The 15249-nt window shown below is 60.9% G+C and carries 12 protein-coding genes; 6 read left to right on the top strand and 6 right to left on the bottom strand.

Annotated features, from left to right (window positions below; genetic code table 11):
• Window positions 1-35: 35 nt before the first annotated feature.
• A complete protein-coding gene (locus HCO70_RS20990; RefSeq protein ID WP_172299848.1) occupies window positions 36-635 on the bottom strand; it encodes a transglycosylase SLT domain-containing protein in 600 nt (199 codons plus the stop codon).
• 188 nt (window positions 636-823) lie between these two features.
• Here HCO70_RS20990 and HCO70_RS20985 point away from each other — a divergent pair, with 188 nt between their 5' ends.
• The gene (locus HCO70_RS20985) at window positions 824-2938 is read left to right on the top strand and encodes a P-loop NTPase fold protein (protein ID WP_172299847.1); all 2115 of its coding nucleotides are present in this window, start codon (window positions 824-826) and stop codon (window positions 2936-2938) included.
• 105 nt (window positions 2939-3043) lie between these two features.
• On the opposite strand, the gene HCO70_RS20980 is transcribed toward HCO70_RS20985, so the two are convergent.
• The 4 genes from HCO70_RS20980 to HCO70_RS20965 all read right to left on the bottom strand — a co-directional run bounded on the left by HCO70_RS20980 (window position 3044) and on the right by HCO70_RS20965 (window position 11261).
• Window positions 3044-4387, bottom strand: a complete 1344-nt coding sequence (locus HCO70_RS20980; RefSeq protein ID WP_172299846.1) for an HlyD family type I secretion periplasmic adaptor subunit — start codon at window positions 4385-4387, stop codon at window positions 3044-3046.
• Window positions 4380-6824, bottom strand: coding sequence for a type I secretion system permease/ATPase (locus HCO70_RS20975; RefSeq protein ID WP_253913412.1), 2445 nt, complete (start codon window positions 6822-6824; stop codon window positions 4380-4382). The genes HCO70_RS20980 and HCO70_RS20975 overlap by 8 nt, the downstream gene beginning before the upstream one ends.
• Window positions 6825-6840: 16 nt before the next feature.
• Window positions 6841-8928, bottom strand: coding sequence for a hypothetical protein (locus tag HCO70_RS20970; RefSeq protein WP_172299845.1), 2088 nt, complete (start codon window positions 8926-8928; stop codon window positions 6841-6843).
• A gap of 107 nt (window positions 8929-9035) precedes the next feature.
• Complete coding sequence (locus HCO70_RS20965) at window positions 9036-11261, bottom strand: hypothetical protein (RefSeq protein WP_172299844.1); 2226 nt, start codon at window positions 11259-11261, stop codon at window positions 9036-9038.
• 132 nt (window positions 11262-11393) lie between these two features.
• On the opposite strand from HCO70_RS20965, the gene HCO70_RS24670 reads away from it, so the two are divergent.
• The 3 genes from HCO70_RS24670 to HCO70_RS20955 all read left to right on the top strand — a co-directional run bounded on the left by HCO70_RS24670 (window position 11394) and on the right by HCO70_RS20955 (window position 13102).
• Window positions 11394-11570 carry a hypothetical protein gene (locus HCO70_RS24670; protein ID WP_216665557.1) on the top strand — a complete coding sequence of 59 codons (177 nt, stop codon included), beginning with the start codon at window positions 11394-11396 and terminating at the stop codon, window positions 11568-11570.
• Window positions 11571-11871: 301 nt separating this feature from the next.
• Window positions 11872-12615, top strand: a complete 744-nt coding sequence (locus HCO70_RS24905; protein ID WP_172299843.1) for a response regulator transcription factor — start codon at window positions 11872-11874, stop codon at window positions 12613-12615.
• Complete coding sequence (locus HCO70_RS20955) at window positions 12602-13102, top strand: hypothetical protein (protein WP_172299842.1); 501 nt, start codon at window positions 12602-12604, stop codon at window positions 13100-13102. The genes HCO70_RS24905 and HCO70_RS20955 overlap by 14 nt, the downstream gene beginning before the upstream one ends.
• 170 nt (window positions 13103-13272) lie before the next feature.
• On the opposite strand, the gene HCO70_RS20950 is transcribed toward HCO70_RS20955, so the two are convergent.
• Window positions 13273-13962 carry a D-lyxose/D-mannose family sugar isomerase gene (locus HCO70_RS20950; RefSeq protein ID WP_172299841.1) on the bottom strand — a complete coding sequence of 230 codons (690 nt, stop codon included), beginning with the start codon at window positions 13960-13962 and terminating at the stop codon, window positions 13273-13275.
• Window positions 13963-14117: 155 nt separating this feature from the next.
• On the opposite strand from HCO70_RS20950, the gene HCO70_RS20945 reads away from it, so the two are divergent.
• Both HCO70_RS20945 and maiA read left to right on the top strand, forming a co-directional pair.
• The gene (locus tag HCO70_RS20945; RefSeq protein ID WP_172299840.1) at window positions 14118-14546 is read left to right on the top strand and encodes an SRPBCC family protein; all 429 of its coding nucleotides are present in this window, start codon (window positions 14118-14120) and stop codon (window positions 14544-14546) included.
• Between the two features lie 58 nt (window positions 14547-14604).
• Window positions 14605-15249 (top strand): maleylacetoacetate isomerase, encoded by a 645-nt coding sequence (gene maiA / locus HCO70_RS20940; RefSeq protein WP_172299839.1) that lies wholly within the window; start codon window positions 14605-14607, stop codon window positions 15247-15249.

The following is a 15249-nucleotide window of genomic DNA, read 5'->3' as shown; positions in this document are numbered from 1 at the left end:
TGCGGCGGAAGGCGCGGGGCGCCTTCCGATATCTGTCACTCGGACTTGACGCAGTAGGGCTGCGCGCGAACCCAGTCGCGCATGTCGGCGACCTTGGACGGGGACTGGAACGGAGCCCAGTGCTGCGCGACGCCACCCCAGTCACCGGGGCCGCCGAGGATCTTGTTGTCCCGCGCCATCTCGTAGGCGGCAAGACGGACGCCGCAGGCGAGGTTGGCAGAGCCGTTGAACAGCGCCGCGGCCGATTGCGCCTGACAGCCGACGCCGCGCGCGGTGGCGGGAGCGATCTGCAGCAGGCCGAGCCAGCGGCCGCCGCCGCCTGACGCGTCCGGCGTCCAGCGGCTCTCGTGCTTGGCGAGGGCGGAGAACAGGGCGACCCAGAAAGCCTCTCGCTGTTTCAGCGGAGCCTCGCGATAAGCCGGGCACCAGTCATCGATGTCGGCGGGGGTCAGTCGGGGCAGAACGGCGCCATGGGATTCCAGCGCGTTCATGGTGGAGAGGGTCCATTCCTTGGCCTCTGGCCGGTGGTCCCAGCGCATCGGCGGAACTTCCGGTGTCTCATACCGCTTTTCCGCGCATCCAGCGGCGGCAAAGGCGGCAACAAGCGCAGCAGCGCGAAGCAGCGTAGCAAACATGGGCGGTAACCAGGCAGCACCGGGTCGTTGCCCGGCAAGAGATGCCTTTGCCAAATTCGGCGCGCTCGGTCTACCCTATGCCCTTACGATAGGCGAGAATCCACCGGCTTTCGCGCTGGATTTGCGGGGATAGACGGGATGCGCGCAGTGGTTGTAGAGTAAGACTTCGGATCAATTGAGTTAAAACAATGGACACTGCATTTTATTCAGAGTCGTCACTACGTGATAGAACTTTACGAATTGGCGAGTTCACACCGCAATCATATTCTTTCGTATTTGTTTCCACTGATAGTTACGGAAGCCCCGGAAAGCTGAAAAATTACGTAGAATCGGAGATTGAAGAAGATATCTTTACAGAAAGAAAGCAAAAGATTGAGAAATTTTACACATTCAAGTCAAAACAAGGGACAGCTTTTGCCGAGATTGTCACAATTAATGAAGAACGCTCGACGCAAACCAATCTTGAGGATAATTTCCGTGCACTAATTCGCTCCGGAGATCATACGGATTTAATTGATTATTATGGAGATTCCGAAAAGAAATATTGGATTCCACTTATGGGAACCGGCCAGGGCGGCTTAAAGTTTGTTGATTCTGCACGGGTCATTTTCTCTGTTGTTCGAGATGAAATATTAAATGGGAACTTCCCCAATAATTCAAAAATAGATTTCAGCCTTCCAAAAGATTTAAACCGGGAAGAACTTGAAGAAATTTCAAAAATATTCGATGACATATTTCCAAAAATCACTGCTAGAATCAAGATCTCCGACGCCGACTTTCGCTTCGACCGCCCGGTCGAAGGCAGCGAGGGCGACCGGCTTGACCGCATCGCCATCGCGGAAGCCATCGAAGAGAAGGTGATCGGCGTGTGGCGCGACTGCGTGACGCCCAGCGCGGAAGGCCAGACACCCGCCTACCCTGCGCATCCGTTCATCGTGCATCTGGCCGGCGCATGGGGATCGGGCAAATCCTCGATCCTGAACTTCCTGAAGGAGAGTCTGCGGAAGCAAACGGATGTTACCCTGCCGCCACCGCCCGGACGGGTCGGCGATTTCACCGAAAAGGGCTGGGTCGTCATCGAGTTCAACGCGTGGCGGCACCAGAAAACCGGCCACGCCTGGTGGGCGCTGATGACCGCCGTCACCGCGCAGGCGCCAATGCAGATAGGCGCGCGCGGTTCCGCCTTCCGACGCCGCGACTGGTGGTGGCGCGCCTATTCCAGCTGGCGCAACTGGATCGTTGGCGGGCTGGCGGTGGTGACGCTGGTTCTGTTCTGGTCGGCGGCCGCCGGTGCCGAGGGCGGCGTCGCCGAAACGATGAAGACCGTGGCCGGGCTGATCACCGGCATCGGCGCCATTGTCGCCTTCGCCTCCGGCTTCTCGCCGCGGTCCGAGAGGACCGCGAATGCGATCAAGGATCTGGAGATCGACCCCACCGCCGCGCTCAAACGGCGTTATGAAGCGATGATCCGCGAGATACACAATCCCGTGGCGATCCTGATCGACGACCTCGACCGCTGTGACGCCGCCTTCGTGGTGGAATTGCTGCAGGCGATCCAGACGGTCTATGCCGACGTCCCGGCGCTCTATGTCGTCGCGGCGGACCGGCAGTGGATCGTATCGGCCTACGATCAGAGCTACAGCAAATTCTCCGGTGCTATTGGCGAACCTGGGTTGCCGCTGGGCTACCTCTTCGTGAAGAAGATCTTCCAGCTTTCGGTGAACGTGCCGGATCTGGGACGCGGCGACCAGCGCAGCTTTCTGCGATCTCTGCTGCCTCAGATGACAGAGGAGACTGCGACTGAGGCGGAAATCGCCGAGGTGGAACAGAAGGTCGAGCAGGCTGCCGGGCTGGAGGCGATCACCGAGCTTGTCGGCCAGCAGACACGCGAGCCGCTTCGCCGTGCGGCCGGGCGGGCGGCCCTGCGCAAGCTGATGACGCCCGAAACGACGAAACAGGCGCAGCACCTGCTGCTCGATACGCTGGCGCCCGAGCAGGGAGAGATCCTGCTAGACCCGAACCCGCGTGCGATCACCCGGCTGGTGAACGCCTACTCGTTCCGGCTGGGCTATGCCCTGCGTGCCGGTGCGCTCGAGGTGGTCGACAAGCTGCCCTACTGGTGCGTGCTGGACCTGCGCTATCCGCTTGCCTCGAAGCGGCTGGCGGAAAAGCCGGAGCTCGCCGAGGCTGACGCCTGGAAGACGGATGCGGAAGCCGCCAGTTTCCCCGAACCCGCCGCGATCGGCGCGATCCTGGCCCATCTCAGTCCGGACGAGATCCGCGTGCTGCGTGGTTTCGGCTGAGCGTCGGGTGCTGGAGCGAGCCACACAGCTTTCTCCGCCGCGGATAAGTAGCTCACCTCGCGACAGGGCAAACCAGCCATACTGCCGGCACTTATCCCGAGAAATTCATTGCTCCCGAAATGCTCTTGAAAAACTGTCGGTTATCGGCTTGGTCAGATAGTCCGCGAAGGTGCGTTCCTGGGTCTGGATCATCACCTCCACCGGCATTCCCGGCGTCGCGATCAGGCCTGGCACAAGCTCAAGCTCGCTGGGATCGATGGAGACCCGGGCCAGGTAGACCTCCTGTGGAATGCCGCCGATATCCTCCATCAGCGCGTCGGCGGAAATGTAGAACACCTCGCCATTCAGCACCGGCGTGGTGCGACGGTTGAGCGCCGTCAGGCGAACCGTCGCCATCTGGCCCAGCACAACGCTGTCGATTTCGGTCCGCGCTATCTGCGTTTCGATGATAAGTGGCGCGTCCGCCGGCAGGATCTCGGCAATCGCCTTGCCCGGTTCGATGACACCGCTCTGGGTGTGATAATGCAGGCGCACGACCGTTCCGGCAACGGGCGCGCGGACCACCGATCTGTTCAGCACATTCCGCGCCTTCCGGGACTGTTCGCGAATGCTCTCGTACTCGGCGGCTATGGGGCCCAGTTCGTCCAGCGCCGCCTCTCTGTAGGCGGAATGGGCGCGCTCGATTTCGCTGGAATGCTTCAGGATCATCTGGCGCACCTCGTCCGTTTCGGCCTCCAGCCGGGCAAGCTGGCCTTCTGCCTCGGCCTGCATTCGGCGTAGCGCGTTCAGCTCACTTTTCCGTATCAGGCCGCTTTCCAGCAGCTCGGATTTCGCATCAAGGTCTTCGTCCAGGATGTCGCTGCGCAGTTCCAGCGACTGAAGCTGCGCCGAGTAACCGCGCTCGCGGATTTTGAGCGCCTCGATGTTCCGCTCTAGCAGGGCAATGTCGTTCATCAGGGATTTCCTGGTGATCTCGAATGTCAGCTGCTGGCCGTCGAGAATGGAGGCGACCTCGACGTCGCTCTGTCCGGCTTCGGTCAGGTTCGGAGAGAAAACCAGCTGGGCGCTTTCCCGGTATTCGGCGAGCAGCCGCTCCGAGGTTGCCTGCAAACGCAATTCGCGCAGAAAAAGCTCGCGCTCGTTGGCTTCCGCTGACGTCTGGTCGAGGGTGAGCATCTCGTCCCCTTCCTGCACGGTCTGGCCTTCGCTGACGTGGATCGCCTCGATGATCCCGCCTTCGAGGTGCTGCACGATCTTGTTGCGCCCGGTCGCCACAAAGCTTCCTTGCGCGATGACGGCGGCGGCGAGCGGCGCAGTAAAGGCCCAGACGCCAAATCCGCCGAAGGCGAACGCCATGAGGCTAAGACCCAGGACTGCAAGCCGGGTGATCGACCGTGGCACTTCCCCATACCACTCGCTTGCGGGATCCTGTGCGACCAGGTCAGGCATTGCCAATCTCCTGTGTTCCCTTGCCGTTACCTACGGGCGGCGCTTTTGGCCCGTTAATCTTGGCCAGTACCTGCTCGCGCATGCCGAACAGGGCGACGCGTCCATCGGTCAGCAGCATGATCTTGTCTACGACGCTAAGCAGCGCGGGCTTCTGGGTGATCACGACGATGGTGATGCCGCTCTGCCTGGCATGTTCGATCGCTTTTGCGAGGGCCTTGTCGCCCGCCACGTCGAGGTTGGAATTGGGCTCATCCAATACCACAAGGCGCGGATTGCCATAGAAGGCACGGGCCAAGGCGATCCGCTGTTTTTGCCCGCCCGACAGCGGCGCGCCGTCGGCGGCGACCGTCGTTTCGTATCCGTAGGGCAGCGACGCTATCATGTTGTGAACGTCCGCCAACATCGCAGCTGCGTGGATTTGCTCGTCGGTCGCGTCGTCGCGCATCCGTGCGATGTTGTCCTTGATCGTTCCCGGGAATAGCTGAACGTCTTGCGGCAGATAGCCGATGCTCTCGCCGAACTGGCGCGCGTCCCAGTTGCGAATATCCATCAGGTCCAGTCGCACGCTGCCCGAGGTCGGCAGGATCGACCCGACCAGCATCTTGCCCAGTGTCGTCTTTCCGGCACCGGAATTGCCGATCACGGCAAGGGTTTCACCTGGGCTGAGGGAGAACGAGATCCCGTTCAGAACGACCTGCTTGGTTCCGCCCGGCACATAGAGCAGGCGCTCAACATCCAGGCGCCCTTCCGGGTTCGGAAGGCGCAGTTTCTCGAACTTGTTCTCCGTGTTCCGCATGAGGGACCGAATGCGGCTTAACGCGCCACGCGTCAGGATCAGATTGTTCCATCCTTCGATCGAGCCTTCGATCGGCGAGAATGCGCGCCCCGAGATGATCGACGCCGCAATGACCATTCCGCCGGTCAGATACCCGTCTATCGCCAGATACGCGCCCCAGCCGAGGATCGCGACCTGGGTCAGAAGCCGGACGGCACGGGAAATGGCCGCGAAGGTCACGTTACGGTCCTGCGCCCGCACCTGCGCGCTGAGCGAGGCCGCCGTGTCCTTGCCCCAGATGCGCACGGCCTCGGGGATCATCGCCATAGCGTTGATCACCTGGCTGTTGCGAGACATCGAGTCGAGGTGCTGATTGGCCTTGGCCTGGGCAACGTTGGCCTCGCCGAAATGGCCAGCCGTGGCGCGCTGGTTGATCAGTGCGATGACGGTCAGAAGAATGGCGGTGACGGTGACGATCACCCCCAGATCCGGATGGATCAGATAAATGGCAAGCACGAAGAGCGGCGCAAAGGGCACGTCGAGAAACGAAAGCAGCGTCGGCGACACCAGAAAGCCGCGCACGGTCTGCAGATCGCCCAGCGTCTGATATTCCCTGCCGGTACCGTGCAGCGAAGCATGCGCCGCCGCCCGCAGGACCGGAGCCCCCAGCCTTGTCGCCACCTCGACGGCCGTTCGCATCAGAATAAATCTGCGGATCGCGTCGAAGACGGACTGCAAGATCACGGCCCCTACAATGAGCAGTGTCAGCATCACCAGCGTATCGACGGAGCGGCTGGTCAGCACCCGGTCACTGATCTGGAACAGGTAGACCGGAATCGCGAGCACCAGCAGGTTCGTGGCCAGTGTCAGCACGAAAACCACGATCATGTTCCGCGAGACGGCTTTCTTGGCCGACTGCATCATCCGTTCGTGCCGTTCCGGGTCACTCCGACGGTGGAACGGATCCTTCGGGCCGCCGCCGCCTCCGCCGGAGGACGCACGTTTCAGCGGCTCATTCGCACGGGCCTCGATCGTCTGCCCCATGCTGCCGGCGGCGCCGGACGGCGAGCCGGGTGTCGGCTCCGGCCCGCGGGCACGGTTCGGAGCCGGCGCTACCGTATCTCCGGCTGCCTCGTTGTCTGCGGCGGGTGACACGGTTTCCGTTCGCTTAGCCTCCTCCGGCGCCAGGTCACCCCCGGTAGAATCCTCCCGAGCGATGCCTTCCGCCTCCAACCGCTGAGCGGTGGCTTTCCGCTTGAACCAGAGCGCTAGTTCGGAGTCCGGTGCCAGGTTGTTGGTGCAATTCCGTTTGGGCCGCGCGTCCCCGGTTTCGGGCACGAGTTGGAGCTTGCCGAGCTTACTCGAATCCTGTGCCCCATCGTTTTCACCGGAGGACCTGCCAGAGCCCTGTTCACCACCGGCAGGCCTTGCCGCCTCTTGCGTATCGCTCTGCCGCGTGCCAGCGCCTTTCGCGGCCCGTGCATCCGTCGCCTCGACCTCCTTCGGCAATGGAACCGATTTCCCGTCGACAACCACGTCCCGGCCGTCCTTGTGCGGACACGCAGGAATAACGCGCATTTGCTTGCCCAGGATCAGACGATCCGGCGTTGGCGACCCGGCACCAGCAATTGGCGCATCGATCTTCTTAGAATATGCATTCATGAAAGTGATCCGATCGTCAGACGAGGACGCCGTTCATAAGGTCCACTTCATCGGTGGAAATTGTTTCGCCGGAGAATTCCCCTGCCATCTTCTGCGACACGGCCTCTTCCGTCTGTTCCATCAGGAACGCGACGGCCTCGCTGACCAGTTCCTGGTCCGGCGTAACGGTAAGGTCCGGTTCGTCGATCAGCTTGGCCTGGTGTATCAGAAGGTCGGGATAGATATCCTCCTGCGTCATGACGGTCGAGTCGATCCCGTTGGTCGATATCGAGGCGGCATTCAGCAAGGCGTTCGAACCCGCCACCAGTTCCAGCCCCGGCGGCACATTGCCATCGACGCGTATGTCATCCCGGTCGGAAGCAAGGATCGTCTGCTTGACTATCGTCGACTGGATCAGGTTGCCTTCGACCTTCAGGACGCGCGCCATTTCCAGGCCCGCCAGGGCCGGGTCGTTCAGCAATTGCTGTTTGAGCGCTTCGAGGTCGGACGCCGTGTCAGTGACCATTTCGGCCAGCGACTCGCTCAGCTCTGCCCGTGTGTCGATTCCGGTCGCGCTCAGTCGCGCCTCGTTCATGAGCAGATTGTCGGGTGCCGCATCAGGCCTTTCGTCGATGCCTTCGTCGATACCGGTATCAAATCGTCCCGGCGGGCCGCCGGTTTCCGACATCCCCGGCCCGTGTTCCTCATGTGTAGAGGCAAGCTGGTAGTCGGGCCCTGCCCCATCGGCAGGCATTGGCGGCATATCCGCTTCGATCCAGTCATCGTCCAGAAGCACCAGCGACTGCTGGATCGCGTTGATGGTAACGAAGTCCCCGCCTACCAGTATCAGGTCGTAGGCGAGTCCCCCGGTGGCCAGAGTGGTGGCATTGAAGACCGTATTGTCGCCAAGGATATAGGCCGTGTTCGCGCCGCTGATGGACATGCCGAACATGTCGTTGTCCATAATCTCGATGACCTGTTCCAGGTAATTCGAGATGAACAGGTCACCCTTGATGATGCTGAGTTGAACATTGACTGGGGCTGCGCCGTCCATGTCCCGTCCCGCCTGCCAGAAGGCCGGGCTAGATTCCTCTTCGATCAACACCGATTGGAAAACGGTAGTTGGTGTCTGCTGGGCACCCGAACCGAAATCACGGTTGGTAACAGCGGCAATCTGGCTGACAACGTCGATATCCGTCCACGATCCGCCAACCGCGATCAACGGCGCATCCACCAGCGAGATCGAAATGCTCGCCTCATTGATCAGAAGGTTCCCGCCGGTGATCAGGCTATGGCCCTCGGGCATGTCGGGGTTCGGCTCGTAGCCGTCCGGCAACGCCCAGTCCGGCAAAACGGTGTCGTCCTCTCCATCCTCCTCCGGACTATGGAAGAGGGGCAGAATATCGCTCCAGAACGGCAACTCGGTGGCTTCCTGTCCATTCAGAAGCGTGGCCGGAACGTCATCCCCGCGAAGGGTTATGATGTCGAAACCGAACGTCGCGCCGACGGAGAACGAACTGATCGCGTCAACCAGAGATGCGATCATGTCCGCGTCCGGTATGACACCCGACCACAAGCCAATTGGAGCGTGCAGCATTTCCACGATGGCGCTCAGCTGGGCCAGATCGGTGGCGCTTTCCGCGGCAGAGCGGAAAGCGCCTGTGCCCAGAATGTCGATATCGGACAGCCATGCGGATTGGACCACGACTGCTACGATCGAACCGGGCGGCGTCGGTGGCAGATCGGGTAGCTGCCACTCGAACGCGGGGAGGTCCCCTTCGATTGGCCTCGCGGACGCAACCGCATCCGAATTCCCTTCGGGACGCTCGGCCTGGTAAGGACTGGCAGAAAGGACCGGCAGGTCAATCTTCACCTCGCCCTCCGGGTCGAAGTGCATTTCAGGTATGGGATAAGGCGGAACGTTGGGAAGCGGATCGTCCTTGCCCTGGCGCAAGGTGTAATCCGTGGGGATCTCGACAGTGATGGTATCGATCGCTTCGAGTTCCTCGTTCTCCCGCAGCAGCTTGAACTTGTCGTAACTCTCGCGAAGCCGAAGTTCTTCTACCTTGAGGTCGAAAAGCCCAATGAAATGCGCAATGGCATCGGTCGTGCGATCTGCGCCCATCGTATCACCCCAACTAAATAATTTCGGGCCAAGAATCGGCCGGCCCAGGTAATCTCTACGTGCGCCGGGCCCGAAGGCCCGAGCGCGGTCTTATGATCAACAGACGATCATTCGGAATCGTCGCCGGCGTAGGACGAAGTCATCGACCCGCCGACCATCGTCATGTCGACCGTATTGCCAAGGACATTCGCGCCCATGACGATCGACTGGTTGAAGGCCGAGGTGTCCACGACAGCGGCGGCCGAGGCGTAGGATTCGCCAGTGACGTAACCGTCATCACCGTTGTTCGAGCCCCACATTCCCGAGTCGCCGCCCATGCCACCGGCACCAGAGTTGGCACCGGTTGCATCGCCGCCGGCCACGGCACCGCCAGAGGACGCACCGCCGGTGGCCATGCCTTCGGAATAGCCGCTGGTTCCACCGGTGGCCCCGCCGGCACCGCCAGCACCACCCATACCGCTCATGGTATCGCTGGTGTTCGCGCCCGACCCGGCCGAGCTGGCATCGCTGTCGTTGCTGGCTTCGCCGCCAAAGCCGGCGATGGCCTCGGACATGCTGTCAGCAGTACCGTCGGTGTCGGACTGTGCGAAAACGTCGGCATAGCCGCCGTCACCGGAGCTGCTGTCCGTAGCGGCACTGCCCGTGCCGTCTCCGGAGGAGTCGGCCGTCGGCATATTCGTGCCGCCCGCACCACCGTTGCCGCTGGTAGCGGAATCGCTGTCGGCATATCCGTTCGCGTTTCCATAGGCATCGTTGGTGCCGCCGTCGCCGCCCGACGAATCGGTGTCGGTGGTATTTGCGGCGTTAGTGGTCGGATCGCCGGAGGTCTGCTGAACCGTCGGGGAGCCGGTGGTCTGATCGCCGTTACCTTCAGCGGTCTGGGCAGCGTTCGCGTTTCCACCAGTGCCGTCACCGGCATTCGTGTCGCCGCCGGTCGAAGAACCGCCGCCGCCGGTAGTGGCTTCGCCGGTGTCGCCTTCGTCGTCATCGACTTCGCCTTCGCCGCCGTTAAGCTCTTCGTAGAGCGCGGCAATCGCAGCTTCGACCAGGCCGGAGAAGCCGCCATCGTCGCTGTCACCACCTTCGCCTTCGGCATCGGCTTCGGCATCGGCATGGACGTCGGCGTCGGCGTCGTTGTCGCCGCTTTCGACATCGTCCGAGTCGGTTTCGCTTTCACCCGAAGCACCGTTCAGGCCGACACCGAGCGCACCCGAGTGACCGCCATTCGCGTCTTCGGCTTCGACATCGCCGTCGACATCCGAGTCGGTATCGTTTTCGCTATCCGTCTCGTTGTCGCCGCCATCGGCGTCGCCTTCGGCATATGCACCGGACAGGCCCAGCCCGACACCAAGGCCGATCGCACCGGAATCACCGGTCTCACCGCCTTCGCCTTCGGTTTCGGCATCGCTTTCAGCCTTGGCTTCGCTTTCGGCATCGCTTTCGGCTTCGCCACCATCTCCACCGTCGGCATGACTGTCGGTTTCGGCTTCGGATTTGCCTTCGGCCTTGTTTTCGCTTTCGGCTTCACCGCTGTCGCCGCCATGGCCACCTTCGGCCTCGGCTTCGGCATCGCCGGTGTGGCCACCTTCGGCGTCGGCCATGCCGCCAACGCTGTTGGCGCCCTCGCCCTTCCCGCCAGAGGCCCATCCGCCCTTGCCGGACTCACCACCATCGGAACTGGCTGAGATGCCTTCCTCGGCACGGGCGTCACCACCCAGTGCATCGCCGTTCTGCTGGAAGTCGGCATTGTTCGAGACCGTCGCGTTCTCGAGGTAGTCATTGTCTTCCAGCTTGGCGTCCAGGAAGTTCAGCGACGCCATGTCGTTGCCTGCGCCGCTCAGCGCATCGGACATGTGAATGTCGTCGCCCGGATCGTAATTCATCTCGCCGTTGGACGTGATGACATCGCCATCCAGCTCCGCATCGTCCGAGAGGTCGATATCGACCCAGTCGTCGTCGCGCGGAATCCACTCGCCTTCGCCGAAGTCGATGTTGATGTCATTCGCCAGCGAGTTGGAGTTGTCGTTGTTGCCGTTCGTGTTGTCCACGGACTGAGCCTGGTCCTGATCCTGGCCCTGACCTTGGTCCTGACCCTGACCTTGGTCCTGGCCCTGATCCTGGTCCTGTCCTTGCCCCTGATCCTGGCCCTGACCCTGCTCGTTGTCGACTTCCGTCTTCTGTTCCTGGTCCTGGTCCTGCTCCTGGGCGTTGATATCCGCTTCTACCTTGGCGTCATCAACGTAAATGTTCGTATCGAAATCGGCATCGATCTTGTCGATGTTCACCTCTTCGAAGTCGGCGACGTTGACCGTTTGTCTTTCACCTCTACTCATGGTGTTCTTCCTTGATGCAATCGCCCGCCGGACCGCAAATCATCTCAAACGCGGTATTTCGGCGTGCTCGGTTTCAATGAATCGCGGGAGATCGGAATTCTCTGGATCGCCCCCGCACGATCGCTACAAGCCGTGTCCACCCCCTTCCCTTCCGACGGCCTTTCCGATCTGGGCGCAAATTGGCGCCTGCATTTGCCGCCGGTTCAAAATTCAGAAGTAAATGGTGGCAAAGGCATCAACTCTTTCCTATTCACCGAAAGAACAGGCGGGCTCAAAAATTTCATTTTACTTGCAAACTTCGAAAGTTAATTCCGTGACGAACCTCCCGAACAGTAACAATGGGCAGGTCATGGGAAGCGGAGAATCCGCCCGTCCTTAGCCGAAGGTGGATTGCTTTATCGGGCAGATCGTCGCGGTATACCCAAGCGTTCTAGAACCTTCGAAACTGTACCGGATTTCCCTTTGATACTAGCCAGATAGTAGAATCTTCCGAGGTTTCGCTGTACGCGCTCTGCCAATTCGTGTTATAGGGGTCAGGCTCTTTCAGGGCCGTTTGGGTGCGGTCTTCCCACGTTATATTTTTCATGTGTGGTAGCTGCTGGGGGGGACAATGTTTTCGGATCGTGGCGTGTCGCCAGGGCCGTCTTTTGTAGATGATTATTCCGTTGGAATAGCGGTTGTTGGTGGCGGATGGTTCTTTACGTCGCAGACGTGTAAGCACGTTGAAATTGAGTTCAGAATTCGCTGCGTTCAGGCGAACTCCTATTTCCAGCTTGTCGAAGAACACGAAAATCTTGACGAACTGAGACTTCTGGTCGTGGATCAGAGCCTTGCAGAAGACTTGCTTTCGCGGCCCGATGACTATTGGGCCATCAACCCAACCGCCACGGTCGCCCTGGGTTATCGCAGCATAGACGCGGCCAGAGCGTTCCTACAGCGAAGCTCCAGCGACAGGCACGGCCAGATCGGATTTCTGCCTTTGAATGTGCCGCTGGAGGTCCTTCTCTCCTCCATGCGCATGCTGTTCCACGGCGAATATTTCCTTCCCCGCAGCCTGCTCGAAGAAGTCGCCAAAAGCAGTGTCACCGGCGATGCGACGCGGACAGAGGAAGAAATTCTTCACGGAGAGCTGCGGTCGAAATTCAAAAGCCTTACTCCAAGGGAAATTGAAGTTCTCAAACTCGTATCGGAAGGGGACAGCAACAAGGAAATCGCCAAACGCCTCGGCATCACGGAGCACACGGTAAAACTCCACATCCACAACCTGTCGGGCAAATTCGGCGTGGCGAACCGCACCGCCGCGGCGAATCTGTTTTTCGCGATGCAGAAGGGCGGCTTCGATGCTCCCCAGTGATACGCACCGCAATTTCGAGCGCCTTCTCCTTCTGACCGGCCAGCTCAACTACATGTGGACCAACACCGAGAGCCTGCTGATCCACGTGATCGCGGGTCTCGCCGGCACCGACAAGGAAACCGCCGTCATAATTTTTCTGACACTGAACACGACGCGAGCACGCATCGATCTGGTTGAGCGGCTGGCCAAGATGGGCCGGCGCGAACCGGCGGAGCGGGACCGGATCCTCGAACTCTCCCGGGCGCTTTCAAAGCTGTCGGGCGTTCGCAATCATTTCAACCACTGCATCTATTCCTTCGACTCAGAAAGCGGCAATCCGCAGACGATCCTGATGCGCATTTCCGACCGGAAGACGGATATCCGGATGGGCCGAAAGGATTCCATCGACGCGGCCGAACTTGCCCGCATCGAGGACACGCTCGAAGAACTCGTGTCCGTCAACCGGAAGATCTGGCGCGCCATCAGCGAGCAGGGCTACCCGGCCTGACAGGCTGCAAATGGCGGTCCGGCGCTGCCGCTCGAAACTGCATCGCGAAACGACGTCGGTGGCAGCTTCAAAACGGACCCGCCGCGCATTTCGTACTACTGAGATTCCGACGCTATACCTGCCATTACACACTCCCTGCCCGGGCAGCGTTCCGACGCCCGGACCAGCGCTCAGGCCAGCCACTTGTCGTAGTCGGACACCAGCAGATGGAGCGGCGCTTCGTCCTCCTCGATCTGCGAGAAGCGGCCGATGGGCTCGCGGAACACGTTGTCCGTGCGGTCATCGTTGACATTCGAGACCTCTCCGATCAGCACGCGGCCGCCCTCGCCCCAGAAGGCGTGCCACGTGTCGGTTTCCAGTGTGACGCTTTCGCCAGGCTTCAGCTTCAGGTGATCGCCGGCGCCCATGCTGCGTTCCCGTCCGTCGGTGAGAACGCGGACCTCGGCGCTTTCGTCGATGGACCCGTCGGATTTCGCCTTGAACAGCTCCAGCACCAGCGTGCCGCCGCCGCGGTTGATGATGTCCTCGGTCTTCATGTTGTGCCGGTGCATCGGAGAGATCTGGTTCTCGCCCGAGATCATGATCTTCTCGGCATAGAGCATACCCTTGCCCTTCGGCACGTTGTCATTGGTGCCGTTGCGAACGGTGAACAGGAAGAGACCCATCTCGTCGAATTTGCCCAGCCCGTAATCGGTGATGTCCCAGCCAAGTGCATGATCGCGGATCATCGGCGAGTCGCTCGCAGCGTGCTGCTTCAGTTCCTCAGGCGTCCAGTAGGCAAAGGGCGGCATGATGTACCCGAAGGAGCGGATGAAGGCGTCGCTGTCCTTCAGGATCTCGTTGACCATTGACCGTTTCATGCGAGCCCTCCCGGCGTGGATATATCTGCGCCTGAACCTACAGCGCCCACCGGTGCCTTCAAGCCCGGACGCCACCGCTGGTGCGATTGACCGGGTTGCCATGCAACCATAAGGTCGGTCACGGGAGGAGATCGCCGGTTGTCGGAGTGCTTGGCATGCTTCTCCACGAAACGATCCGTATCGAAGCGCCGCCGCGGCAGGTCTGGAATGTGACGACCGACGTACTGCGCTGGCCGGTCTGGACACCCACGGTGACCTCGGTACGGGCGCTGGAGGAGGGCGAAATCCGGATCGGCGCGCGCTTTGCCCTGAAACAACCAATGCAGGCAGAGGCTGTATGGGAAGTGACCGAACTGGACCCACCGCACCGGTTTGCCTGGCGGCGCATGCCTCGCCGCGCCCTGGAAGGCAAGACGACAGGCGGTGTGCAAGCCGTCCACGCGTTGACCCCAGCCGGAACCGGCACCGAGAACCGCCTGGAACTGGAGATGCCAGGGCTGGCCTGGCTGATCTTGCCGCTGCTTCGGCGGGCGCTGCGGGCCGAGAATGCCGGACTGAAAAAGCACTGCGAGATCAAGACTTAATCGATTTCCCTTGCACAGCCTGCACGGCCCGCGCAACTCTGACCGTCGGAGGTGGCAGATGCTGACACTGCACAACTATTTCCGTTCCTCGACCTCGACTCGCCTGCGCGCCGCGCTGAACCTGAAAGGTCTGGATTACGACTACCGCGCCTATTCTCTCCTGAAAAAGGAGACGCAAAAACCTGATTTTCTGTCGAAAAACCCAGCAGGTCTGGTCCCGGTTCTGGAGCTGGAGGATGGCGTTATGCTGTCCCAATCGCTCGCAATCATCGAGTATCTCGACGAGGTCCATCCCGAGCCGCCCCTCCTGCCCGCCGACCCCAAAAGCCGCGCCCGCGTCCGCGCGCTGTCCTACATGATCGCCTGCGAGGTTCATCCCCTGAACAACCTCCGCGTCCTGAACTACCTCGCGTCCGAGTTCGACTCCGACGACCAGGGCAAGGCCGCCTGGTTCAACCACTGGGTCCACGAGACATTCCAGCCGCTGGAATCACTGCTGGCAAAAAGCCCCGACACGGGAACCTATTGCCACGGAGACTCCCCAAGCCTGGCGGATTGCTGCCTTTACGCCCAGATGTGGAACAACAAAAGGTTCAAGGTCGATTGCTCGGGATATCCGACAGTTAGCCGGATCTTTTCGAACCTGGACCAGCTGGAGGCGTTCCGAAAAGCGGCGCCTCCCGTGCAGCCTGACGCAGTCTAA

The sequence above is a fragment of the Pseudoruegeria sp. HB172150 genome (assembly GCF_013184805.1).
Lineage (GTDB): Bacteria > Pseudomonadota > Alphaproteobacteria > Rhodobacterales > Rhodobacteraceae > Psychromarinibacter.
The sequence above is the reverse complement of the archived record's forward strand: the minus strand, read 5'-3'. Positions and strand labels throughout refer to the sequence as shown.

Excerpts from the sequence above, each read along its gene's own strand:
- HCO70_RS20990 (WP_172299848.1), bottom strand. The coding sequence starts at position 635 with ATGTTTGCTACGCTGCTTCGCGCTGCTGCGCTTGTTGCCGCCTTTGCC.
- HCO70_RS20985 (WP_172299847.1), top strand. The coding sequence starts at position 824 with ATGGACACTGCATTTTATTCAGAGTCGTCACTACGTGATAGAACTTTA.
- HCO70_RS20980 (WP_172299846.1), bottom strand. The coding sequence starts at position 4,387 with ATGCCTGACCTGGTCGCACAGGATCCCGCAAGCGAGTGGTATGGGGAA.
- HCO70_RS20975 (WP_253913412.1), bottom strand. The coding sequence starts at position 6,824 with ATGAATGCATATTCTAAGAAGATCGATGCGCCAATTGCTGGTGCCGGG.
- HCO70_RS20970 (WP_172299845.1), bottom strand. The coding sequence starts at position 8,928 with ATGGGCGCAGATCGCACGACCGATGCCATTGCGCATTTCATTGGGCTT.
- HCO70_RS20965 (WP_172299844.1), bottom strand. The coding sequence starts at position 11,261 with ATGAGTAGAGGTGAAAGACAAACGGTCAACGTCGCCGACTTCGAAGAG.
- HCO70_RS24905 (WP_172299843.1), top strand. The coding sequence starts at position 11,872 with ATGTTTTCGGATCGTGGCGTGTCGCCAGGGCCGTCTTTTGTAGATGAT.
- HCO70_RS20955 (WP_172299842.1), top strand. The coding sequence starts at position 12,602 with ATGCTCCCCAGTGATACGCACCGCAATTTCGAGCGCCTTCTCCTTCTG.
- HCO70_RS20950 (WP_172299841.1), bottom strand. The coding sequence starts at position 13,962 with ATGAAACGGTCAATGGTCAACGAGATCCTGAAGGACAGCGACGCCTTC.
- HCO70_RS20945 (WP_172299840.1), top strand. The coding sequence starts at position 14,118 with ATGCTTCTCCACGAAACGATCCGTATCGAAGCGCCGCCGCGGCAGGTC.
- maiA (WP_172299839.1), top strand. The coding sequence starts at position 14,605 with ATGCTGACACTGCACAACTATTTCCGTTCCTCGACCTCGACTCGCCTG.